The sequence below is a fragment of the Sinomicrobium weinanense genome (assembly GCF_018863395.1).
Classification (GTDB): domain Bacteria; phylum Bacteroidota; class Bacteroidia; order Flavobacteriales; family Flavobacteriaceae; genus Sinomicrobium; species Sinomicrobium weinanense.
In genome coordinates this window covers 111848-134917 of sequence record NZ_JAHKRR010000001.1, presented here as the reverse complement: position 1 = coordinate 134917, position 23070 = coordinate 111848, and the positions used below count along the sequence as shown (strand labels likewise).

Annotated in this window: 20 protein-coding genes; 8 read left to right on the top strand and 12 right to left on the bottom strand. The window is 43.3% G+C overall.

The genetic code is table 11. The features are described from left to right. Positions 1-20: 20 nt before the first annotated feature. The 3 genes from KN811_RS00630 to KN811_RS00620 all read left to right on the top strand — a co-directional run bounded on the left by KN811_RS00630 (position 21) and on the right by KN811_RS00620 (position 3807). The gene (locus KN811_RS00630; protein ID WP_187965291.1) at positions 21-1010 is read left to right on the top strand and encodes a hypothetical protein; all 990 of its coding nucleotides are present in this window, start codon (positions 21-23) and stop codon (positions 1008-1010) included. Between the two features lie 296 nt (positions 1011-1306). Then, positions 1307-2995, top strand: a complete 1689-nt coding sequence (locus KN811_RS00625) for a hypothetical protein (RefSeq protein WP_187965290.1) — start codon at positions 1307-1309, stop codon at positions 2993-2995. Then, entirely contained in the window at positions 2917-3807 is an 891-nt protein-coding gene (locus tag KN811_RS00620; protein WP_187965289.1) for a hypothetical protein, read from the top strand. The genes KN811_RS00625 and KN811_RS00620 overlap by 79 nt, the downstream gene beginning before the upstream one ends. Before the next feature lie 61 nt (positions 3808-3868). Here the strand turns inward: KN811_RS00620 and KN811_RS00615 are convergent, their stop codons facing one another. Continuing rightward, the gene (locus KN811_RS00615; RefSeq protein ID WP_187965288.1) at positions 3869-4237 is read right to left on the bottom strand and encodes a winged helix-turn-helix transcriptional regulator; all 369 of its coding nucleotides are present in this window, start codon (positions 4235-4237) and stop codon (positions 3869-3871) included. Between the two features lie 146 nt (positions 4238-4383). Between KN811_RS00615 and KN811_RS00610 the strand changes: the two genes are divergently transcribed. Continuing rightward, entirely contained in the window at positions 4384-4914 is a 531-nt protein-coding gene (locus KN811_RS00610) for an NAD(P)H-dependent oxidoreductase (RefSeq protein WP_187965287.1), read from the top strand. Positions 4915-4966: 52 nt separating this feature from the next. Here KN811_RS00610 and KN811_RS00605 read toward each other — a convergent pair whose 3' ends face one another. After that, positions 4967-5434 (bottom strand): GNAT family N-acetyltransferase, encoded by a 468-nt coding sequence (locus KN811_RS00605; RefSeq protein WP_187965286.1) that lies wholly within the window; start codon positions 5432-5434, stop codon positions 4967-4969. A 124-nt stretch (positions 5435-5558) separates the two neighbouring features. Next, on the bottom strand, positions 5559-5957 hold the full coding sequence (locus KN811_RS00600; protein ID WP_187965285.1) for a group III truncated hemoglobin: 399 nt from the start codon (positions 5955-5957) through the stop codon (positions 5559-5561). Between the two features lie 280 nt (positions 5958-6237). On the opposite strand from KN811_RS00600, the gene KN811_RS00595 reads away from it, so the two are divergent. Next, positions 6238-6690 carry a PepSY-like domain-containing protein gene (locus KN811_RS00595; RefSeq protein WP_187965284.1) on the top strand — a complete coding sequence of 151 codons (453 nt, stop codon included), beginning with the start codon at positions 6238-6240 and terminating at the stop codon, positions 6688-6690. A gap of 19 nt (positions 6691-6709) precedes the next feature. Further along, the gene (locus KN811_RS00590) at positions 6710-7573 is read left to right on the top strand and encodes a PepSY-like domain-containing protein (protein WP_187965283.1); all 864 of its coding nucleotides are present in this window, start codon (positions 6710-6712) and stop codon (positions 7571-7573) included. 171 nt (positions 7574-7744) lie between these two features. Here KN811_RS00590 and KN811_RS00585 read toward each other — a convergent pair whose 3' ends face one another. The 3 genes from KN811_RS00585 to KN811_RS00575 form a co-directional block, all read right to left on the bottom strand. After that, complete coding sequence (locus tag KN811_RS00585) at positions 7745-8728, bottom strand: terpene synthase family protein (protein ID WP_187965282.1); 984 nt, start codon at positions 8726-8728, stop codon at positions 7745-7747. A 181-nt stretch (positions 8729-8909) separates the two neighbouring features. Beyond that, positions 8910-9590, bottom strand: coding sequence for a response regulator transcription factor (locus KN811_RS00580; protein ID WP_187965281.1), 681 nt, complete (start codon positions 9588-9590; stop codon positions 8910-8912). Continuing rightward, entirely contained in the window at positions 9587-10918 is a 1332-nt protein-coding gene (locus KN811_RS00575) for a sensor histidine kinase (protein ID WP_187965280.1), read from the bottom strand. The genes KN811_RS00580 and KN811_RS00575 overlap by 4 nt, the downstream gene beginning before the upstream one ends. A gap of 245 nt (positions 10919-11163) precedes the next feature. Between KN811_RS00575 and KN811_RS00570 the strand changes: the two genes are divergently transcribed. Then, positions 11164-12012 carry a GLPGLI family protein gene (locus KN811_RS00570; protein ID WP_187965279.1) on the top strand — a complete coding sequence of 283 codons (849 nt, stop codon included), beginning with the start codon at positions 11164-11166 and terminating at the stop codon, positions 12010-12012. Between the two features lies 1 nt (position 12013). Next, positions 12014-14692: a carboxypeptidase-like regulatory domain-containing protein gene (locus KN811_RS00565; protein ID WP_187965278.1), complete on the top strand. Its 2679-nt coding sequence runs from the start codon at positions 12014-12016 to the stop codon at positions 14690-14692. A gap of 72 nt (positions 14693-14764) precedes the next feature. Here KN811_RS00565 and KN811_RS00560 read toward each other — a convergent pair whose 3' ends face one another. From KN811_RS00560 to KN811_RS00535, 6 genes are all read right to left on the bottom strand, one after another. Then, positions 14765-15889 (bottom strand): hypothetical protein, encoded by a 1125-nt coding sequence (locus tag KN811_RS00560; RefSeq protein ID WP_187965277.1) that lies wholly within the window; start codon positions 15887-15889, stop codon positions 14765-14767. 30 nt (positions 15890-15919) lie between these two features. Next, positions 15920-16672: a hypothetical protein gene (locus KN811_RS00555; protein ID WP_187965276.1), complete on the bottom strand. Its 753-nt coding sequence runs from the start codon at positions 16670-16672 to the stop codon at positions 15920-15922. A gap of 67 nt (positions 16673-16739) precedes the next feature. Beyond that, positions 16740-17264 carry a hypothetical protein gene (locus KN811_RS00550; protein ID WP_187965275.1) on the bottom strand — a complete coding sequence of 175 codons (525 nt, stop codon included), beginning with the start codon at positions 17262-17264 and terminating at the stop codon, positions 16740-16742. Positions 17265-17274: 10 nt separating this feature from the next. Next, positions 17275-17601 (bottom strand): DUF4870 domain-containing protein, encoded by a 327-nt coding sequence (locus tag KN811_RS00545; protein WP_187965274.1) that lies wholly within the window; start codon positions 17599-17601, stop codon positions 17275-17277. Between the two features lie 452 nt (positions 17602-18053). Then, complete coding sequence (locus KN811_RS00540; protein ID WP_187965273.1) at positions 18054-20846, bottom strand: M16 family metallopeptidase; 2793 nt, start codon at positions 20844-20846, stop codon at positions 18054-18056. Positions 20847-21012: 166 nt separating this feature from the next. After that, on the bottom strand, positions 21013-22962 hold the full coding sequence (locus KN811_RS00535) for a protein-disulfide reductase DsbD family protein (protein ID WP_216334635.1): 1950 nt from the start codon (positions 22960-22962) through the stop codon (positions 21013-21015). Positions 22963-23070 lie beyond the last annotated feature (108 nt).

Sequence of the window (23070 nt, the reverse complement as noted above, 5' to 3'; positions counted from 1 at the left end):
TCTTCAACAATATTCCGAAAATGTTAAAAATAAGACTTGTATTATTACCCCTGATTTTCCTGTGCCTTGCCTGCAAAGAGCAGAGAAGACACCCCGTACAGTTTTACCACTGGAAGAGCACCCCTCATATCGGAAACACCGAAAAGCGTTTTTTTGAAGAACTCGGTTCGGAAAAGTTGTATCTCCGCCTGTTCGATGTTGACCTTGAAAACGGCAGACCACAACCTCAGGCTATAATCCGTTCTTTTGATGCAAATGCCCTGAACGCCGGTTACATCCCGGTGGTCTTTATCACTAACCGCACCATCTCCGGCACTTCTGCCAGGGACATTGAAAAGCTCGCCGAAGACGTCTACTCCCTGATCCGGAAGATCGTACGGGAAAACCGTCTGGGCCACCCTGGTGAAATACAAATAGACTGTGACTGGACTTCTACGACAAGTGACCGTTTTTTTCATTTTCTGAAATTCCTGAAAAACATTTCGGGAAAAAGGGTTAGCTGTACCCTCAGGTTGCACCAGGTAAAATACAGGAAGCAGACGGGAATTCCCCCGGTGGAAAAGGTGTATCTCATGGCCTATGCTACTTCCAATCCCCAGGACAATGACGGTAAAAACTCCATTCTGGACCTCCCGCTGCTCAAAGACTACCTGGAAAACATCCGGGAATACCCGCTGGATCTCGATGTGGCCCTGCCTCTCTATTCCTGGGCCGTAGTCACCAACCATCTCGGGAAGACCAAACTCATCAACGGGGTCACCGAAAACGAATTGCAGGCAAGTGTCTATACAAAAACAGGAGAACACACCTACCTGGTCCGGGAAGACACCTTCTTACACGGCATCTACCTCAACCGGGGTTTTGTGGTAAGAACGGAGGCCATCACCCCTGAACTCCTGCAAAGTGCCAGGGATTACCTTGACCGTAAGATCAGCCGGCCTCACGAATGGGTTTACTATCACCTGGACAGCCTGTTTCTTGAGAGGTTCACTTATAACGACCTTAAATAAGAGCATGTTTAAAAAGGATTGATTGTAGCGAAAAATGATGATTTTTGTTCCATATGGAGGGTTTTTTGAGCTGCATAGCCGTAGCTATGGGGCGAGAAAAAGACAAAATATGGGGCAAAAAGGGCATTTTTTAGCCAATTGAATTCTTTTTAAACATGCTCTAAGGCAAAAAATACTGGAATCCTGCTATATGGCATTTGCCGATAAAGCATTATTTTTAGTATCTGAATTCCAGAGTAAGAATCCACAGGAATAAGACCATACAACCTCAGTTGTTTCTAAAAGACCCGGAAAACATGAAATACTTTTTATTGTTCGTCATCCTTTTATTGAATTATTCCGGTTTTGCCACTCCAGACGGCCCCCGAAAAGAACATCCTGTTTCTTTCTGTGCAGGCGGCTTCGAGGCAGATTATCAATACTATAACCTCTTTGCCCAGGAAAATATTGAAGAACCCCGTTACAAAGCCTTTTTACTTACCTATAACAACAGGTACTATACTACGAACAAAGAGGAGAATACTGAAAAAAATGAAAATATCGAAGACTGGCAAAAATACTTGAGTATCACCTATGAACAGGCTCGTTACCTGGTATTCCGTTCAGACCGGGATGAGCTCAGAGCCCTGGCCGGGGGAAAAGCTGTTTCAGACAAAAAACTGGATTTTATCGATGCGCATTTTATAAAAAAACACAAACAGGCCCTGCTCTATCTCGCTTATGCCAAATACCTCGAACCCTATATGACCGTAAAGGGAGGCCGCAGCAATTATTGGAGAAATACCCCGGAGCATACGGTAGAAGAACTCGATTACGACAAGGTGATCAACGTACTGGAAAGAAGCTGGCAGGCCGAAACGGACAAGGATCTGAAACTGCGTTACGGTTACCAATTGGTCCGTTTTGCCCACTACAACTTAAAACACAGCGAAGCAATAAACTACTTCAACTCCTATGTAGAAAGCCTGGCCCATAAACCCATTATGTATTATTATGCCCTGGATCAGAAAGGCGGTGCTGAACGGGCCTTGGGCCATTACATGCAGGCGCATTACGATTTTTTCCGCTTCTTTACGCATACCAAAAACCGCAAAGCGCGGGCATACACTTCCATGAGGGTAACGCAGGACCTGGATTTTGAAAAATTGCTGGCCGGGGCGGAGACCACTGCGGAGAAGAATGACCTGTACATGCTTCTCGGTTATCGGGATTTCAACAATCCGCTATCTTCGTTCAACAAGATCATACAGAACGATCCCAATGCCCCACAGGCCAAGGTGCTTATGGCCCGGGCTGTCAACCAGCTGGAAAGAGATTATTTTCCTATCCACTATTCCTGCCCTTACAACAACCAGGATTGCATGAAAGAACTGAATGACCGGCGTATTCCCCTCGACCTGAACCGGGAATCGGGATCTTTCCTTCAGCAGTCCCTAAATGCCGCGCTGCGGCAGGCAAATAATAATGCCGTAAAGGAGCAGGGATTCTGGCAACTGACCACCGCCTGGTTATACTATATCCAGGGCGATTATAAAACGGCCAGGGACTATCTCGGGAAAATGGAATCCGGGGATTCCCGGATTACCCGTCAAAAAGACAGGCTGGCCATGCTGATCGACATCTCCGAACAACCGGAGATCACCCCCGATTTTGAAGAATTGCTGGTAAAGGATTACGGCAGCATCTTTAATATAGACTCCATCGCTGCAGCAGGCTACTCCTACCCTCCGGGTGTACCCGGTTTTCTCACTGATGTACTGGCCAACCGCTATTTCCTGCAAAAAGACTACGCCAAGGCCTTTTTGCTCCAGAACCACATTACTGCCCTCGAATACCGTCCTGACATGGAGCTCCTCGAGGCCATCGGAGCCCTTTACCACAAGAAGGACAAAATGCCTTTGAACAAATGCTCGTCCGCAACATTCCCCCGGGGCAATACAGCTACAAGAAAAAACAGTATATCCCCGGAACCGGCTTCGATGTAGATAGCTATATGGCCAACATGAAAGGGAATATATACCTCTGGCAGGGAGAACCCGAAAAGGCAGTTGCGGAATTTGAACAGGTGGCCGGACGTTCTTCTTCATATAAAGGTTTCTCAGATATCCCTGCCGATATCTTCGGCTATAACCGTATAGAATGTTTTGGCTGCCCCAGCAAGGAAATAATGCAAACTGATTATCTCCAAACCTTCCCGTTCATAAAACCCGTAATGAACAAGCGGGAACTGGCCAAAGCACTGATCGAACTGAAAAAAACGGGGGAAAAAGATGGCCCGGAAGCTGCCAGGGCCAATTATCTGTTGGGTAATTTCTATTATAACACTTCGCTTATCGGCTATTACAGGCACATCCTTACCTTTAGCAATACCAATGGGAAAAGTTCTAAATTTCACAATTATTACAGCTGGGGCGGGCAGTATAAGGAAAGAGTCCCGGAATATTACCTGTATTTTAAAGATTATAAATGGAACCCGCTGTTCAGGGACCATTTTAACCGTCCCCTGGCCTACCTGCAGCGTGCCCTGGAGCAGGCAGAAAACGATGAACTCAAAGCCCGGATACTATTCGCTGCCTCCAAATGTGAACAAGGTATCTTTTACAGTACGCAAAACGACAAAGAACTGAACAACCTAAAAAATATCAATTATAAGGCCCGAGAGAAGAAGCGTCTGGAAATAAAGACCTCACGTTACAGGAGCTATTTTCAAAAACTCCGGGCATACCGGCATACCTCCTTTTATAAAGAGGTCAGGACCAACTGCAAGTATTTTGAGTATTATACCACACACTATTAAACCGTTATTCCGGTATGATCCTGACAGTCTTAGTACCATAAAGCCTCTTATACCAAGCTCATCAGGAGTAGGTTTGGGTTTTCTGTTTATGCTTCCTCCCCCACGACCTCAACTGGTCCAGTATCGGCATCAATTGCTGCCCGCTTTCCGTCAGTTCATATTCCACTCTTGGGGGGACTTCGGCATAGACCGTTCTTTTTACGAGCCGGTTCGCCTCCATCTTCCGCAGGTGCAGCGTAAGCATACGCTCAGTAATATTGGGCATTCGTTTACGCAACTGGCTGAAACGCAGTTTTCCATCCGCCAGATAGCAGCATATGGCTATGGTCCACCGCCCGCCGATAAGATTTGCGGCATAGATCTCATCGCATTCCGAATCGAGTATCTGCCGGTTTTCGTAATTGGTAGAGGTTTTCTTGATCTGTCCCATACTTACATTTTTGTTAGTACCACACAATAAGTTGCTAATATACCAAATATATAGTTACTTTTATAATTTTACATCCTGAAAAAGGGCCTGTATTTCAGGCCTGCACACGCTATTGTTTAATCATTATCAAAAGTTGAAAAAACACAATGAAAACCCTGGTAATTATTATTCACCCGGAACTGGAAAATTCCCGGGTCAACAAGAGATGGATCGAAGAATTAAAAAAATATCCCGACCGGTATACGGTACACGACCTGTATGGTCAGTACCCCGACGAAAAGATCGACATCGCCAAAGAGCAGCAGCTCGCGGAAACTTTTGACAGGATCGTTTTCCAGTTTCCCTTCTACTGGTTCAATTGCCCGCCCCTGCTCAAAAAATGGCTCGACGAAGTACTGGTACACGGATGGGCTTACGGCAAAGGCAGTCCCTATAAACTTGCCGGGAAAAAAATTGCCCTGGGCATCACGGCAGGCGTGAACAAAGAGGATTACCACACTTCCGGACGTTACAAATACACCCTGCAACAGCTCACTGCCCCTTTCGAGATCACTTTTGATTATATCCGGGCCAGTTATCAATCGCTCTTCGCTTTCTATGGTGCAGAACACAACGGCACGGCAGACAGGATAGACAAAAGCGCCCGGGAGTACATTCGTTTTATCGAAAGTTTATAGGCAAATCCAATCACAGCCGCAGGCCTTCATTCCCGGGCCTGCGGCACGTATCCTACTTCAGCTTGATCTCCATATATATAGCTCCGGGCACCGGGTTAAAGCGGTAAGGTTCTATTTCGTAAAAACCCGCTTTTTTATAGAGTCCGATCGCCGCCTGCATATCCGGGAGCGTGTCCAACCGCATCTTTTTGTAGCCCAGCTCTTTTCCCAGGCGTACGGAAGTGTTGAGGAATTGTTTTCCCAATCCCCTGCCGCGTGCTTCTTTTCGCAGGTACATTCTTTTCAGTTCGCATGTCGCATGGTCCAGTTTTCTTATGGCAAAGCAGCCTATTGGCCTCTGATCGGTATCATATGCTATAAAAAGTACACCATCGGGCCTTGAATACTGGTCCCTGATATTTTCGATCTCACGGTTGAAATCCTGGAATTCCAGGTCCACACCGATCCCGGCGGCGTATTCCCTGAAAAGTACGGTCCCCGTTTTATAATCGCTGTCGGATATTGCTTCTCTCAGTTCCATCGCTTGTCAGTGCCTGTTTTATATTGAACCCGTTTAAACTTTCCCTGATGAACCGCAAAATGATCTTTTGTCCCGTCTTTTGTATTTTTCCGGACAGCATCATTTGGAAGAGGGTATCCCGGGATCAGTGTTTTTGCGTATTCTCCGGCCGGTGTTTATAAATTTCAAGATAAAGGTGGGTAGACATTTTCCGGGCGTTGTTCTTGGCCCTTTCGGCCAGCTCTCCGGTAAAAAGCCGGTCTATGGTTGTAAACCACAGTCTCAGCCATTCCCCGAAATGTTTAATATCTACGGCATGACCGGACTTTTGGTCCACACCGATATGGGCATCCCGGGGGTTACCTTTGTATTTGGCCCGGTGAAACAGGTTGGATTCCCAGAAATCCGTGAGTTTTTCCAGATGTTCGTCCCAGTCGGAGATCGTTTCATTAAAGAACGGGCCTATTTCCTTGTGCTTTCTGACGGCTTCGTAAAAGGAAGATACCAGTGTAAAGACATCTTCCCTGTTTTTTATATCTCTCATTGTTCTGATTGTTCCGGGGGGCATTACTGCAAAAATAAGGAGGTTTTGCCATTATCAATAAATTAACCGGATGATAAACATACAACAGGTTACTTTGTGTTTTTTATGGCCACGAAGGCACAAAGAATCCGGTTTGATCCAGCAGGGACTTTTTTCGTCATGGAAAGCGGTACTACCGGGAGCTGTGCTATATGTTTATACGATTATAGTTAAGGATCATTCCTAATTCTTTCCAGAATTGCCCCGCAAATTTGTCTTGTTAATTTAAAAATCAAATACGATGAAACTGAAAACGAATATGTACGGCCTTATGATGGTCGTAGCTGTAATGGCATGCGGCATCCGGGTAAATGCCCAGGACAGCATCATTACTAAAGAAGAACTTCCCAAACCGGCCCTGGATTTTCTGAGCCAGAACTTTTCCGCCCAAAAAGTCATTCAGGTCACCAGGGATACCGATTATATGGTAAAAACAGAATACGAAGCGGTGCTGGACAATGCCGCAAAAATTGAATTTGACGGGGATGGGAACTGGAAAGAAATTGACGGGAATCACAACCCCATCCCCCCTGGTCCTGTTCCACAAAAAATAAAACAGTATATCGATCAGAATTTTTCAGGACAGAAAATTACCCAAATAGAAAAGAATTCCAGGAAATACGACGTGGAAATCTCTAACGGGCTCGAACTGGAGTTTACCCCGGATGGTAAATTTATACGAATAGACGATTAACTTTAAACAGACATATACCATGAAACAACATTTTTTAAAAGGATTGGCTGTATTGGCAATAGCAGGTGCTTTTGCCAGTTGCAGCAATGACGATGATGATAATAACAACATCAATGCTACCGATGTCCCAGCAACCAGCCAAGATCTGATTGAAACCCATTTTGAAGGGGCGACCATAACCCGGGCTATAAAAAATAACACCCCGGGGGCCGACGGAACACTTTATGAAACCCGGCTGAGCAATGATTTTGAAATTGATTTCAATACAGATGGCGAGTGGACCGATATCGAAGGAAATGGTCAGCCCGTTCCGGATGACCTGATCCCGCCTGCAATTTTGAATGAGGTGCGGCAAAACTATCCCGATCCCATTTTCATTGAAGGAATTGACCTGGAACCCAATGGTTATGAAGTTGAATTATCTAACGATGTAGACTTATATTTTGATCTGAATGGGAATTTTATTTCGGAGGATAAAGACCATGATGGAGATGAAGACGATGATGAGACTTCCATTGCTTATTCTGACCTGCCCCAGGACAGTCAATATCTGATCGATACCCATTTTCCGGGAACGGCAGCCGTTTACACGATCAAAAAGTCAGTGGCTGATGATGACGGGACTTTGTATGAAGTAAAGTTAAACAATGGTTTTTCCCTTGATTTTGACGAAAACGGAAAATGGACGGATATCGACGGGAACCATCAACAGCTTCCCGGTGCCCTGATCCCGGAAGCTATTCTCAACTATACGCAGGAAAATTATCCGTCGCCGCTCTTTATCGAGGGAATTGACAAAGAACGTTACGGATATGAAGTTGAAATTTCGGATGATACCGATTTGTTGTTTGATACCGAAGGGGCCTTTATAAAGGCAGAATAGACCATGGGTATCTGAAAAGTGTTCAGGCTGTCATCCCGGCCTCTGATCGATTGGTCTTGATGAACTTACGGACAATACCGATCGACTGTAACCAGGGTGACAGTCATATAAAATAAGACACTTTTCAGACTATTCTTTGTTTTTTCAGGGAAAACTATGCCTTCGGCCCCCTCATTCGCTATAAGAAAATGTATAGCGTGTGGTCTCATTTTCGCTCCAATCTATATTACCTTTTACAAAATAGGTCAGGGCGGTAACATAGCGCGATACTTCTCTGTCAATACTGGTTTCGAAGACAGGGAGGTCAGAAGATAACGAGAGAAACTCCCGTGCCTGTTCATCGTGAAATTCAGCAGCCTTTAAAATGGCATCTTCAAAGCTAAGGCCGTACATTTCCTGCATGACCAGGACAAGGTTGTGCTTGTCATCCGAAGCGTTCTGAGCTACCTCCTTACCCAGGGAAAACATATCGTTCGCAAAGCTGACAAGGTTCCGGGCCAGTGCCACCAGTCTTTGTATGGCGGGATATTGCATAATTTCTTCCGGCAATTGGATATTTGAGGCTATTACAGAGGTATCGGTAGCTATATTTGTCCCTGCAAATAAAGGGCGGTACTTCATATATTCTTCTAAAGTAGGACAGTATCCCCTGGCTACATTCTCTAACTCCCAGACCGCGGCATTAAAAGTATCTGCAAAGCTCCGGATCATATTTTCCTGCCACTGTTTTTCGCTAAAAGCACACAAACGCACCCAACAATCTGCCAATGCGGAAAATATCTCTTTCCCCGGTTGCAGCGGGATCTCTTTGCGACTATTCATCACAGTGACCGAAGTGGATATAAATTTCTCCAAAGCCTGCCTGCTTTTCACCTCAGACATTTTGCTGCTTACTTTTTTGTCCAGGCCATCGTCCAATAAAAACATAAGAGAAAAAAAATCGGTTATGGCAAATAAGACCTCTCTGCCTGCCGTAGGGTACATACGGGATGTCATATAGCCATAACGCTGACCCTTATATTGATCATAGGTTACTTTATCCGGCAATAAATTATACTGCTGAAGCCATTGTGTATTGTGTTCATGTACCTCTTTTGCATAAGGGCTTATAAAGGACGGAAACGGCCAGAAGGGCCTTGGTATAGATATTTTCATGGGGTATATTGGGGTTAATTCCCAGTAAATATATAAATAAATTCCTACTTACTTGTTGCGATAACAGAAGTTTTTTCAGATAACTCAGTATAAATATTTTATACTAAAGTCATCTTATAGTATGATCATTTTGACACAAAGCATCGGGGAATTTAACCTTAATAGTAGGTCCTAAAATCATTCAATCTATCAGTTTATAACCATATCCTCTGACGTTGATGATCTGAATACTATCGTCTTTATTTAGTTTCTTGCGGAGTTTGGTTATAAAAACGTCCATACTTCTCGCGTTGAAAAAGTCGTCATCTCCCCATAGCTTTTTTAAAATAAATGACCTGTCCAGAATTTCATTCTTATGTTGTTGTAAATGATATAGCAACTGTGTTTCCCTATGGGTAAGATTAATTTTAATATTCTGAAAGTTTAAGGATTGTTTTTGATAATTAAATATATAATTGCCTATGACAATATGCTGCAGGTCTTTTTGGAGTTGAACCCTATTCAGCAGGGCGTGAATGCGAACAATAAGTTCTTCCATGCTAAAAGGCTTTTTTAAATAATCGTTTCCGCCGTGTTGAAACCCGTCAATAACATCCTGTGTCTGGGATTTTGAGGTTAAAAAAATTATAGGTGTGGTTTTATCTGTTTTTCTAATTTCCTTAGCCAGGGTAAAACCATCCCTATTCGGCATCATAACATCGAGGACCAACAGGTCAGGTGCCTCCTTTTGATAGTTTTTAAACGCTTTTTCACCATCTTCAACATGAGTTACAATAAAATCCCTGGTTTCCAGGCTTTCTTTTATGATCTGGCCAAGGACCATTTCGTCTTCCGCTAAGAGAATACTGATCTTATCATTCATGATGTTTGTAAAATTGGCAGGTTAATGATAAATGTATTTTTATCGTGTATGCGTTCCAGGGCAAGCGTTCCGTTATGTTTTTCTATAATTTTTTTGGTGTAGTACAAACCGATGCCAAAGCCTTTTATATCGTGCCGGTTACCCGTAGGGATCCTGTAAAATTTATCAAATATTTTTTGCTGCTGGGATTTGGGAATGACGTTTCCGTTATCGGCAATACAGATACTTGCGATCTGGTTTTGCTGCTTCATGGAAATTTCAATGGTATCACCGCCGTATTTTATGGCGTTGTCAATTAAATTGCACACAGCGTTTTCAAGATGAAAAACATCGACATCCGACATCACATTTTTAATATCGGAATGAAATTCGAGCGTTCGGCCGGTCTCCAGTATTTGATATTTTTCGAAGCACTTTTGCACTAAACCGTCAATATTGACCTTTTTTTTGTTTAACAGGAGCTTATCGCTGTCTAAAGTGGCCGTTTCCAGGATCTTTTCTACCATTAATGACAATTTACCCAGTTGCTCTTTAGAGACATTCAGGTAACGCATGTTTTTATTGAAATCATTCTCAGGATTGAAATTTGTGACACCTTCAATAGCCGTGGTCGCTGTGGCAATAGGCGTTTTAAGCTCGTGTGTTATATTGCTTATAAGGTCGTTCTTTATTTCGGCAAGCTGCTTTTGCTTTTTAATGATATATAATAAATACAGCAGGCAGCTTATGATGCAGAGACAAAGTATAAAAGATAACAAAACACCGGTGGTACCACGTTTTAAAATAAGCAATACGGGGTTGCTGTATTGCAGTTCTATCTGATCTCCCTTAGGTAAATATGTAGATTTTGAAAAAGTAGCCATGGATAAATCGCTATCCGGGCTCAATTCATATTTTTTATAAACAGTATCACTTTTAAAATGGACAATATTATAATCGATATCCAGGTCCTTTCGCTCCAGTTCCCGGCTAAGGGCCTTATTGAAATCATCGAACAAGAGTGAATCCCTGGTAATAGACACTACAATGCTCGCAGTAAGATTTTTAAGGTTTTTAACCGAATCCTGCTTCCGATCTTTATAGACGGTAACCGATGATATTTTGTCGGGATCCAGTGAATTTAATCTGATCTTTTTTTTAGGTGCCGTATCGCCCGTTTTCCCCGGGGGAAGCACATCGGCGACAAAATTATCAATCCCCTTTTCGCTCTTCTCAGAATTTTTATCCCTGAAAAAAGTAAATACATCATCTTTGGTAATATTGGCGTAATAGGTCTCAACACCATTATCCAGGGCAATCTGGACATCATTGGCAAAAGTTTGTTTCAACACCGTATAATTCTTGTAATTCCAATACCCCTGAATCCCCAGAGTAACCAGAATTGTCAGGGCAATACTATAAATCAAGTTTTTATAGATGGTATTGTTCAAAAGACGATAATTAATGATCCAGGCTAAAAATAGTAACTAATTTTCAGTTATCTCATTTCGGTTAACACTCGTTAACACTACTTAACTCATAAATACCGGGCATTCCCTCAAATTTGAGTGCATAATTATTAAATCACAATGATATGAGAACCTTGATTTTTATACTTGCTCTGATCGTTTTTCAATCGAAATCAAATGCTCAGCAAATTAGTGGGGAAGCACATTACCAAACGAAACAAAAAGGGAAGATCGAAATTTCGGGCACAGGCATGACCGAAGCCAGAAAGAAAGAAATAACAAAACAATTTAAAAAGTCCCTTCACAAGGAATTTACCTTAACGTTCACGTCACAAGCCTCTTTGTGGAAACAGGATGAAAGCATGAATGTAAACCTTTCTTCCGGAAATAACATGGCAGTTTCTCTGGGTGGCGATAAGATGTTGTACAAAAACACCGCAACCCGATCGTACATCAGGCAGGATGATTTTATGGGAAAACTATTTTCAATCCGCGATTCGCTCCCGGAATTCAACTGGCGCCTGGAAGATGAAACAAAAAAGATAGGAAATTACACCTGCTACAAGGCCACTTACATTAAAGAAACCGAACAACCCGACTTTCTGAAAGTCCATACAGATAAGGATAAAGAAAAGGGAAATAAAAAAGAGGAACAACCTTCAACAGTAAAAAAACAAGTCATTGTAACGGCATGGTATACGCCCGAGATCCCCGTAAATAACGGTCCTGACTCTTACTGGGGACTCCCCGGGCTGATCCTGGAAATACACGATGGCGGCAAAACCATGATTTGCGACCGGATAGTGCTTAAAGACGAGGCGGTAGATTTGCCGGTTCCGGATAAAGGTAAAGTGGTCGATGAAGAAGAAATGAAAAAAATACGCCAGGACAAGTATCAGGAAATGCAGAAAATGCATAAAAAATCAGGAAATAAAAAGTCATCGGGTATAAGTATTACAATAACCAAGGGATAAAATGAAATATCTCGCGATTGCTGTTCTCCTGTTCGCCAACATTTCTTTTGCCCAGCAAGTAGTCATAGAAGGGATGGTCAAAGACTCTCTTTCCAAACCCCTGGAAATGGCCAATGTACTCCTGAAGAACCCGGAGACGGGGGCGATAGTCTCGTATGCCGTGACCAATTACGAGGGCAGGTTTGTCCTGAAAGGAAAGACGGGAACATCTTATGAATTATCTGCCAGTTATTTAGGGTATAGATCAAGCAAAGAGGTTTTTACGATAAAGGAAGATGATCCGGGAATTATAAAAAACATTGTACTCTATGAAAATGTAAATCAGCTCGACGGTGTTGAAGTGGTACAGAAAATGCCTGTAACCCTTTCCGGGGACACCATTATTTACAAGGCCGATGCTTTTACAAACGGAAAAGAACGAAAGCTCGAAAATATACTGGAAAAGCTCCCGGGCTTTGAGATCGATGAAAGCGGTGAAGTTAAGGTACAGGGCAAGAAAGTAAATAATCTTTTGGTTGAAGGGAAAAAGTTTTTTGATGGCAATACAAAGCTGGCCACTAAAAATATTCCCGCCGATGCCGTAGATAAAGTAGAAGTAGTACAGGACTATAACGAAGTTTCTCCGTTAAAGGGATTGGACAATGAAGAAAACCTGGCGCTTAACATCAGGCTGAAAGAGGGAAAGAAAAATATGCTTTTCGGAGATATAAAAGCAAGCGGAGGCCTTGAAGACCGATATACCTTCCATCCGAACCTATTTTATTACACTTCAAAAGCAAATCTGAATTTTATCGGAGACTTAAACAACACAGGGAGCCGTAGCTTTTCTTTTAAAGATTACCTGAAATTTAATAGCGGTATAAAAAATATCACTGAAAAATCCGGCACCACTTTTTTATCTGAAAACAATGATATTGGCCTGGCTTCTATGCAAAATAACAGGGCAAAAGAATTAATAACACAATTGGGAGCCTTCAATTTTACTTATGTTCCGGGTAAGAAATGGAGTTTTTCCGGATTTGGTATCGCTTCGAAAATTAAAACTATCATAAATTCCCTGGCGCATCACACCTATTTAAGGGATGACGGAAATGTCACCGAAGCCGTAAATTCCGATACAGATCAACGGACGGTTTCCGGCATTGCTAAAATCTCTTCGGTATTTACGCCTAAGAAAGATGTGTATATAAGCTATGACGGGTTTTTAAAATCCACAGATGCCACCCAGCTCAATCAGCGTTTGTCCGGTTTTAACACCGTGGAAAATGCTGTTAAAGAACGGGATCATCAACGCCCCCTCATTATGGAACAATCGCTCAGGGGATATTTGACCAAAAATGTGCATCATATTTTTTCGTTAGAATTAAATCACAGGTACAGCAAACTAAACCCTTTATATCATTTACAGACGTCCCAGCCCTCCTTTCCCGGGATATTCCCCGATACGGATAAGGGAACACATGAGTTGTTACAACAAAAAAACACGGTAACCCGTAATTGGAGTGGTATATTTAAGTATTACCGCATTTTAAACGGTAAAAATCATATCAATATCACCGGAGGAATTCAAAATCAACATCAAAACCTTGTTTCGGATATTTCCCGGGTTGCAGAAAACAACCCCACAAAGCTTGAAGGCAATGCCTGGAACAACGATGTGCAATTTCGGGTGAATGACGTTTTTATAAGTGCCCGTTACAAAACGAAATTGGGCAGGCTTATCATGATCCCGGGTGTTTCTTATCATTATTATCAATGGAAAAACCGGCAGCTAAACAAGACATTTACTTCCGATAGACATGTCCTGTTACCAGATTTTTATGCCAGGTTTAATTTTAAACGCAGTGAAAGCATCTCCCTGAATTACAATATGAAAACCCAATTCCCGAAAATTTCACAACTCGCTTTAGGAACCACTATACAAGGATATAACATTTTATTTCAGGGGAATGAAAAACTCAATTACGGCTATTATCATCAACTGGGCCTAAGCTATAATTTGTTTGATTCTTTCTATCACAAAAACATCAATATGAGGTTTAATTATCAAAAAAAGTTTGATGATATTTTAAATGATGTGACCTATTCCGGTAATAATTCCTTATTGACCGTTATTAATGCCAACAGCGCCAATGAAATCGTATCGGCTTCCGGATCCTATGACAAGCGTTACACTTTTATGCGATTCCATATCATGGCCAATATTTCTCATTCTAAATATCACAATAGCATTGAAGGGATTCAAAACACCAATACCTCGTTAATTCAAAACTACAAGGCTTCGGCAACTACAAATTTTAGTGAGCTACCCAATGTAACATTAGGCTTTCAAAAAATATTCAACACCTATTCGGGAGCTGACATCAAAAATAAATTTATAACCCATCAGCCATTTGCAAAACTGGAATGGGGGATTTTAAAATATTTTACGTTGCTGGCTGATTATGAGTATAACGTTTATAAGAACAGGGGCGGAACTACGAAGAGCTCCTATGAATTCTTAAATATTGACCTGTATTACCAGCACGATGACAGTCCATGGGAATTCCAAATTTCAGCTGCTAATATATTGAACACCAAAAGCATCAGGAGGGATCAATTCTCCGATGCTTTTATGGGTACCTATCAATATGTAGTATTGCCCCGGTATATTCTATTCGGAATAACATACCAAATGTAAGCCGCTCTTAATTTTACCGGGTTCTGCCATTGGGAGATTATGTGGTGGATATAACCATATTTGTATTCAGGATCACCGGATAATGGCTTTTGGCCCTGTCTGTTCACTGTCCTGTACTTTTTTTCTGATAAAACGCAAACTGTACCGTTGTTGAAAGGGAAAGCCTTCTGTTTGCAGCGTTTCCTGAAATCCTTCCGGAATAATGTTTTTTGGCGCGATCTTATTATCTTGCAGTTCTTTTTGCAATGACTCCTTCAAGGCGGTGTGGTTCTGTATCTTTTCGGGAATATAGCGTTCCCAATCGTGTTGCTTCAGTATTTCCAGGCTTTGTTTATCACAAAGAATCTCTACTTCGTAGTTTTCCAGTATAAAACCGGAAACCTGAATAGCACCATTATTATCGCCCCTTACATATCCGCCGGTATTTCTATAAACAGCATATGTTCCCTGTCTGCTCGAATTCCAGGTATTCCTATTGGTTTTATTTGAGAGCGTGTATTGAGAAAGCGGTAATTTCTGCAATTCTTCTTCTATTTGCCGGTACATGGTCCGGCCAAAAGCATCTTTATCAAAATTATTGGAAACGATCGGTCGATGGTACACATCATCAGGATCGTAATGAGCCGGAACAGCCACCGAAGGAAATGTCACTTTCAGCCTATGGTCATATTCCACATCGTTAAATTCCGGTAATTGCAGGCCGTAAACACCGGGATCATCTTTCAGGGATGCCAGGTCCAGTTTTTCCAGGTTTTCACGGGTATCATAATAATCTTCCAACACGGCAACACTGTCAAAAGGCCGGGCATTTTCGAGCAGGCTGCCGTACTCGAACGCATTAAATACACCACCGTGCCTGCTTCTCTCAACCTGCCTGTTCTTAAATAACATGGCGCCATAACCCCGATACCCCTCGCCGGGCAAATAGTTTATTAAACTAATGTCGATCTTTAGTTTCTCCCGATTGGCTTTAAGCAAGGACTCGTCCTCTATCCAGAATTTCCCCTTATCCTTTATTTCCAGTATCAATACGTAATCGCCATCATCAAAATCAATATGGTCGAGGAAAAAGAGCGGAATTCTTTTTTTCTCAAATGATGTATCAATTTCCTTTTTAAGATGACGGATAAACCACCTTCCGCCTAAAAAGACTAGAATGATACTGACAACAAATATGGCTATTCCCCTGATTCGCACGGCACTTCACTATTTTCAATACTGTCCATTTCACTCCACCAACTCCCGTTCCTTATATCCGATATCCCAGATAAAGAGCTCTTCCCCGGAGGGGTTATAGGCTATTACTTTGGTAATCAGCCCTTCTTTATTCCGGACGTTTTCTGTGGAAACGGCCAATGTACCTTCTTCGGTCCAGCCTTTTAGTTCCAGTCCGGAAAGCGTGAGATCCGCGAGCACATAGTCTATCTCGCGCATCAAATACCGGGCCGGAACGGGATCCAGGTGCCGGTGTACCCCCTCTTGTTCTCCATACAAAAATGCGATGTCCAGGCCCCGGATTTCCAGGAGCTGGTTTTGTGCATCTATTTTGCATATTTCCACGCCATCAACCGAATAGATGCCGTTGGAAAATGTAACCGGGAGTTCATCAATAACCTCGTCCGTATCAATATCATACTCCACTATTCCGGTGATCCTGTTGTTTTCATATTCAAAGCCGTAAAACAAGTAGCCGTTTACTTTATACCCGGTCATTTGTCCCTGGTTGTTGTATTCGTACTCCAACTGATCGATGTCGCCATCTTCCTCAGCGAAAGCCTGACCAATGAGCCTATTGATACTGTCGTACTGAAAGTTTGTAAAATATATAATATTACCGTCTGCTTCTCTTAGCGTAATGGTATCGACAAAATACCCGGTTTCGGGTTGCGGCGGGATGTCATTGTTGTCATCGTCCTTACTACAGGAAAAGATCAACAGGCCTATAAGAGCAAAAATTGCTGTATTTCTCAAAAAATTCATTGTTTTCATTATTTGTTATTCGTTTTAAGTTAATCACTGATCAATTAACGGGGTGCTCACATTCGGTTTATTGATCTCTGTTCTCGTTTTTTCCGGTATTCCCGGTCTTTAGTTTGTTTGCAATAAAATCGTAATTGGTCAGAAGCAAAAAACCAATAATTACATTCAGTCCGCTTATGATCCAATTGAACCTGTCGGGTGCTCCGGATGCTACTCCTGCCATATGTGATCTGAATGCAAAAAAAGAATAAATCAAAAATGAAGGGAGATGGTCCAGGACCAGCAGTCCCCCGATTATAAATGCGGCGATTTTAATGATATCGGCCGGTTTCAGATTTCCCAGTTCGATTTTGTCTTCATCAAATCCCTTATCGAGTTTCAGCAGTGTTACGATCCTGTCCGATTTAAAGATCAGGGCCACAAAGAGCCCAATGGCTATAAGGACAGTAACGGCGATCAGAATGATTGTATACGTATCGGTGCCCATTATTGCAAACGGAAGGTTCCCCGGTAATACCGAAAAAAGCGTAGTTACCACCGAATACAGCCCGAACATTTTTATAAGCAGGATAAAAAAATCTCTTTTTGTCATACAGTAAGGTTTAAAAATTAAACTTCCCTTCAAAAAACTTTCCGATCAGCGGCACCGGTTTCAAGGCTTCATTATTCGCGGCAATAATGCCGAAAATGAGCAGAATAAGGGGTAAAAGACCAACCAGAGAGAAAATACCTCCCAAAGCGGGGGCCACCCTGACAAGGATGTTAATGACAATGCTCAGGATAACGGCAAAAATGATCACCCCGAGGCCTTGCCCGAGATGATAGGAGGCAAGTTTGCTCTTCTGTTCACTTCCTTTGTGCTGTACATAGGCAATGATCCATCCGATAATGGTAATATACGATACGATTGAAATGGTTTTGGCATTCATATTTTCCTGATTTTATGTTTAATGATTCCGGTTAAAACTTCAGGAACAAATTTAGAACGCCGAAAATCCATGAACAATTTTCAACCGCATACACAGCGACTACATACCTTTACAAAGGTGTCTACAAAGCGTCTACAAATTGTATACTTCTTGTGGAGAATTTATAAAGGCTCTGTAAATGGCTATGAAAGACAGCCCGGAGAGGGGTTGAAAATGACAAAAGACAATTGTGGTGTGAACCTGAAATCAGGTTCACACCACAATTGTCCGATAGGCATGATGAGATGCTGAAACGAGTTCAGCATAATGAATTACAGTTCTTTTTAGCCTCTCCTTAATTTCCTTAGACAAGTTCTAATACGGCGCATTTCGATGCAGACTTCGAAACTTCGACAGGTGCAGCACAGACAAATTCAGGGCAGGCGTTGGAAAATTAACTCCATTTAGCGAGATTAAATTTTCGGTGTCAACACCCCTTCGACCACATCGGAATTTTCCGAGATGATGCGAGCGGTCTCCTTAATGTCTTCCGGGCTTACTGCATTGACCGTATCGATATATTCGTCCAATGTTCGGATCTTCCTGTTGTAAAAAACATGGGAAGTCAGTATATTCATCCAGTAGCCATTGTTGTTAACAGCTTCTTTGCGGGCCTTGATCATCGATTCTTTAACTTCCCTGAAGTCTTCGGCATCGATGGTTCCCGAAAGTTTCCCGACCTGGTTATAAACAACCTTAACCAGTTTATCGACCATGTCCGGGTTACAATCGAAATGTACCGACATGGTGTATTGTTCTTTCGGTATATCTGTTAAGGAGGCTGATGCGCCTACACCATAACTTCCTCCTTCTTCTTCCCGGATTACATCGTGGCAGCTCTTCTGTATCAATTGTCCGGTCATGTAGACTTTTATCCCGTTCTCAACGTCATAGGGCATGTTCCCCTTAAAAATCATATTGACCGTTGCCTGCGGAGTTTCCATTTCTTCGGATACCCGAACTATGGTCTTGCCCCCGGCAGGTTCGTAATTGTGGTCTACATATGCTTCTTTCCGCTGACCGGATTTTATATTTCCGATATATTTCCGGGCCAGTTTTAACAACTGCTGTTCGTCGATATCCCCTACGAATACAAAGGTGAAATCATCGATCCCCCGGAACCGGTCATCATAAACCTTCTTTATTTTCTCCAGGTCTATCTGGTCGATAAATTCGCGGTTAAACAGCAGGGTCCGCTCATTATGGGCTGTCAACGCCAGGGACATGGAATCCTGTAAAACACTCTTTTTATTCTTTTGTTTCCGTTCGAGGTTCTTGGCAAACCGTTCCCTGGCCAGTTCATAGGCTTCCATATCAAACCTGGGAGCTTCGAAACTGAGGTAGATTTTCCTGAACAACACCTCGATATCCGATTTCGTACTGTTCCCCGACAGCGATTCGGACAATTCACCAATGCCGAGCCCCAATGAAGTATTGGTTCCCGCCAGTTTTTTGCCCAGTGCTATTTTGTCGAATTCCCCGAGACCGGATTGAGATGCCACATAGGTAGCTACATCCGCAGAAGGGAGAAGGTCTTTAGAGAGCAGGGAACTTCCCCCGGCGCTATGGGCCTTCATGTAGATCTGGTCTTTGTCGTACGGGGTCGGGAAAATAACTACCGTTGCCCCGTTGTCCAATTCATATTTTCGGGCATCAAGCCCGGGGATCTCCGTGGTCTTTACCACCCGTTGCTCCCTGAGGTCTTCTGCAATCAAAGGCTTATTGCTAGTATTGTCGTTATATGGGCTTAGCTCCAGGGTATTTACATGATCGAAGACTTTAACGAAATCGTCCCGGCCCGGGTATGTTTTTCCGGAAGTACCTTTGACAGCCATGACGATATCTTTCTCTTTATCTTTGTAAATGCCTGCCATATATGTTAAAAGATCCTCGTTGGTGATGGTCTCTAAGCGGTCTACCGTGTAGTTTACATCCCAGGTTACATCAGGTAAAGGGTTTTGGGTAAAGAAGTGATTGTAAATACGTTTGGCATAGGTATCACTACTGATCTTGTCTTTGTTCTTTAAATAGGACAGGCTACTGTTTTTGATGGACAGTTTTGCGCGTTGAAGTTCGCCTTCCGTAGCCCCGTATCTTACAAACCGCAAAAGTTCGGTCAGGGCAAATTCAAAACTTTCCAGCTCCCTGCCGGTCTTGGGTTGAATGTACAGGCCCATGATATCGAGGGGCCTTACAAAATTCGAATAGGAATAACTGGCTGATAGTGCAGGGCACTCTTTTTTAACCGTCTGTTCCCTGATCCTATTATTTAATATGTAGGAAACCACGTTTTTTATCAATGCATCATCCTCGTGATCATAACCTTTCAAATCTCTGGCCTTGTTCCTGACTATAAATTCAATAGTAGCACTCCCGATCTCCTTGTCCAGCGACTCGATAAAGGTAATATCCCCGTTCAGGGCAATATCAAAGGCTTTTCGTTCGGGGAGGTCCTTTTTGAGGGGAATGGGGGAAAACACCCTTTTGACCTTCGATTCCATGGCATCTACATCGATATCGCCTACGACTATGACAGCCTGCTGATCAGGACGGTACCACCTGTTGTAATAATCCCTTAATTCGTCGTATTTAAAATTGTTGACCACGGACATCAGCCCGATGGGCATACGTTCGGCATATACAGCCCCCTTCATTACCCCTTCGGTCCATACTTTTTCCGCCACCCTGAAACCGGGAGTGTTCCGCGTACGCCATTCTTCGTTGATCACTCCTCTCTCCGCATCGATTTCTTTATCCGTCAGGGAAAGATATCCCGACCAGTCGTGCAGGACCAACAGGACAGAATCGAGCAGCTTGGGGTTGGTCACCGGGACCTTGCTGATATTGTATACCGTTTCATCGAAGGAAGTGAACGCATTGATCTCTGAACCGAATTTTATACCATTCTTTTCGAGATATTCCAGCATGCCCTTTTCCGGGTAGTGTTCCGTACCGTTAAAGGCCATGTGCTCTAGAAAGTGGGCCAAGCCCCGCTGGGACTCCTTTTCCAGGACAGATCCCACATTTTGTGCAAAATAAAAAGAGGCTCGCTCCTTGGGCTCTTCATTGTGTTTGATATAATAATTCATCCCGTTGGGCAGAACCCCGTGTCGGATCGACGGATCGAAGGGAACTTCCTTCGCTTCCTGAGCATTCAGGCATACACCCGATAACAAAAACAATCCTATGGTTTTTAATATTTTCATGTGAATATTGATTTTACCCTTTAAGACTTTAAAATAACCAAAATGGGTGGAAAGCATTTATCTAATTTAAAATATTTTAACATTTATAAAAGAAATGATCTATTATATATATACACTCATAGCCTTAAAATGTCCCATATATTTGGAATAAAGTGTGTTAAATTATTCATTTTAATCCTTTCACTCCTTCTTTGAGCCAATTGTAATACGTCTCCTCATCGGTGTATTTCTGTGGAGGGCCCAACAGTTCCATTTCAGGGGTCATGATAATATAGTAGGGCTGCGATGCCGTATGGAAATTGATCGCCTGGAAGGTCGCCCACTTCTCGCCTATCGTCCGGATCTGCTTTACCCGGCCCGACTCCAACTGATAGTTGAACTGTTTGTCCTCCGGTAGTTCTTTACGGTCATCTATGTACAGGGAGATCAGCACATAGTCATCTTTCAACAGGTCATAGACCCGGGGAACACTCCATACATTCTCTTCCATCTTCCGGCAGTTTACACACGCCCAGCCCGTAAAATCCAATAGTATCGGCTTGTTGTTCGCCTTGGCATAGGCCAAACCTTCATCAAAGTCCTTGAAACAGTTGATCCCCAACGGACAGTCGCTCTCCTGTTGTTTGACACTGTAAAACATCGGCGGAGGGAAACCACTGAGCAATTTCAGGTTGGCACCCCATAGCCCCGGGACCAGGTAGATCACAAAGGCTGCTACCAGTACACCGGAGGCGATGCGGATAAAGCCCAGTTTCTTTAAAGGGCCGTCATGCGGGAACTTGATCTTGCCGAACAGGTAAATGGCCATCAAGCCGAAGATCACGATCCAGATGCCGATAAAGATCTCTCGTTTTAAAATACCCCAGTGTTGGACCAGATCCGCATTGGATAAAAACTTAAAGGCCAGGGCCAACTCCAGGAAGCCCAGTACTACCTTCACCGTGGTCATCCACCCGCCCGATCTCGGCAGGGAGTTCAGCCAGTTCGGGAACAAGGCAAACAGTGCAAAGGGTAAAGCCAGGGCAAAACCAAAACCGGTGATCCCTGCAGTAAGCTGGGTCGCTCCCCCTTCGGCCGTCAGCGAACCTACCAGTAAAGAACCCAGAATAGGACCGGTACACGAAAAGGATACGATGGCCAGGGTCAGGGCCATAAAAAAGATCCCTATGAGCCCTCCCGTTCCAGAGGCCGAGTCCATCTTATTCCCCCAGGAACTGGGCAAGGTCAGTTCGTAATACCCGAAAAAAGAAAACGCAAAGAACACAAAGATGATAAAGAAAATGACATTGAGCCATACATTGGTCGAGATCGTATTCAAGATCTCGGGGTCGATGCTATCCAGAAAGTGGAACGGGATACTCAGCAGCATATAGATCACCACGATAAACACCCCGTACAGGATGGCATTGGAGATCCCTTTTTTCCGGTTGCCCGACTGTTTGGTAAAGAAAGACACTGTCAGCGGGATCATCGGGAATACACAGGGAGTGAGCAGAGCCAAAAGGCCGCCCAAAAAGCCCAGAACAAAGATGCCCATAAGACCACCCCCGCCACTTTGCCCCTGGTCCCCGCCTTTTAACTGTTCCGGGTTTTGAAGCTCCAGTTTTAAGTTTTTAGACAAGATCGCGCTCTTTTCATCCACTTCGAGCTGTTTGACTACCGCTTTACCACCATCCAGTGAAAAGGCCAGGTCGGCATCGGCAAAAATACAGCTCTGGTCGTCGCAGGCCTGGTATTCCACCAATCCCTGTATCACTTTGAGATCGGGCTTCAGCAGTTTGATCTTTTGCTTAAAAACAGCTTCCCCGTCAAAATAGGAAAGCTCCATATCGAAGATATTGTCATACTCCGTATGCGATTCGCTTTCTTCCAGATCTCCCACCAGTTCGTAATCCTTCCCGGCACCTTCGAAAGTAAAGGACGTAGGGATAGGGCCATCTTCGGGAATATCCGTGCTGTAAAGGTGCCAGTGTTCTATGATGGAGGCTGTCATGACCAACTGGTATTCCGTGTCTGACAGCTTTTCTACCGAAGTGTCCCAGGTGACCTGGTCCCCGGGTTGGGCGGAAACAGTGTTGAACAACAATACTATAACAAGGAAAAATATATTCTTCATCAGGTGTATATTTTTATGGCATGCCCATACCGTACCATATTATTACAGTATATCTGCCAGGGTTTAAAAAAGCACGGGAATCACAAGATGTATTCCCGTGCCTGATAC

What these genes read in the sequence shown, in the direction of transcription:
- KN811_RS00630 (WP_187965291.1), top strand. Translation starts at nt 21, where the DNA reads ATGTTAAAAATAAGACTTGTATTATTACCCCTGATTTTCCTGTGCCTT.
- KN811_RS00625 (WP_187965290.1), top strand. Translation starts at nt 1,307, where the DNA reads ATGAAATACTTTTTATTGTTCGTCATCCTTTTATTGAATTATTCCGGT.
- KN811_RS00620 (WP_187965289.1), top strand. Translation starts at nt 2,917, where the DNA reads ATGCTCGTCCGCAACATTCCCCCGGGGCAATACAGCTACAAGAAAAAA.
- KN811_RS00615 (WP_187965288.1), bottom strand. Translation starts at nt 4,237, where the DNA reads ATGGGACAGATCAAGAAAACCTCTACCAATTACGAAAACCGGCAGATA.
- KN811_RS00610 (WP_187965287.1), top strand. Translation starts at nt 4,384, where the DNA reads ATGAAAACCCTGGTAATTATTATTCACCCGGAACTGGAAAATTCCCGG.
- KN811_RS00605 (WP_187965286.1), bottom strand. Translation starts at nt 5,434, where the DNA reads ATGGAACTGAGAGAAGCAATATCCGACAGCGATTATAAAACGGGGACC.
- KN811_RS00600 (WP_187965285.1), bottom strand. Translation starts at nt 5,957, where the DNA reads ATGAGAGATATAAAAAACAGGGAAGATGTCTTTACACTGGTATCTTCC.
- KN811_RS00595 (WP_187965284.1), top strand. Translation starts at nt 6,238, where the DNA reads ATGAAACTGAAAACGAATATGTACGGCCTTATGATGGTCGTAGCTGTA.
- KN811_RS00590 (WP_187965283.1), top strand. Translation starts at nt 6,710, where the DNA reads ATGAAACAACATTTTTTAAAAGGATTGGCTGTATTGGCAATAGCAGGT.
- KN811_RS00585 (WP_187965282.1), bottom strand. Translation starts at nt 8,728, where the DNA reads ATGAAAATATCTATACCAAGGCCCTTCTGGCCGTTTCCGTCCTTTATA.
- KN811_RS00580 (WP_187965281.1), bottom strand. Translation starts at nt 9,590, where the DNA reads ATGAATGATAAGATCAGTATTCTCTTAGCGGAAGACGAAATGGTCCTT.
- KN811_RS00570 (WP_187965279.1), top strand. Translation starts at nt 11,164, where the DNA reads ATGAGAACCTTGATTTTTATACTTGCTCTGATCGTTTTTCAATCGAAA.
- KN811_RS00565 (WP_187965278.1), top strand. Translation starts at nt 12,014, where the DNA reads ATGAAATATCTCGCGATTGCTGTTCTCCTGTTCGCCAACATTTCTTTT.
- KN811_RS00555 (WP_187965276.1), bottom strand. Translation starts at nt 16,672, where the DNA reads ATGAATTTTTTGAGAAATACAGCAATTTTTGCTCTTATAGGCCTGTTG.
- KN811_RS00550 (WP_187965275.1), bottom strand. Translation starts at nt 17,264, where the DNA reads ATGACAAAAAGAGATTTTTTTATCCTGCTTATAAAAATGTTCGGGCTG.
- KN811_RS00545 (WP_187965274.1), bottom strand. Translation starts at nt 17,601, where the DNA reads ATGAATGCCAAAACCATTTCAATCGTATCGTATATTACCATTATCGGA.
- KN811_RS00540 (WP_187965273.1), bottom strand. Translation starts at nt 20,846, where the DNA reads ATGAAAATATTAAAAACCATAGGATTGTTTTTGTTATCGGGTGTATGC.
- KN811_RS00535 (WP_216334635.1), bottom strand. Translation starts at nt 22,962, where the DNA reads ATGAAGAATATATTTTTCCTTGTTATAGTATTGTTGTTCAACACTGTT.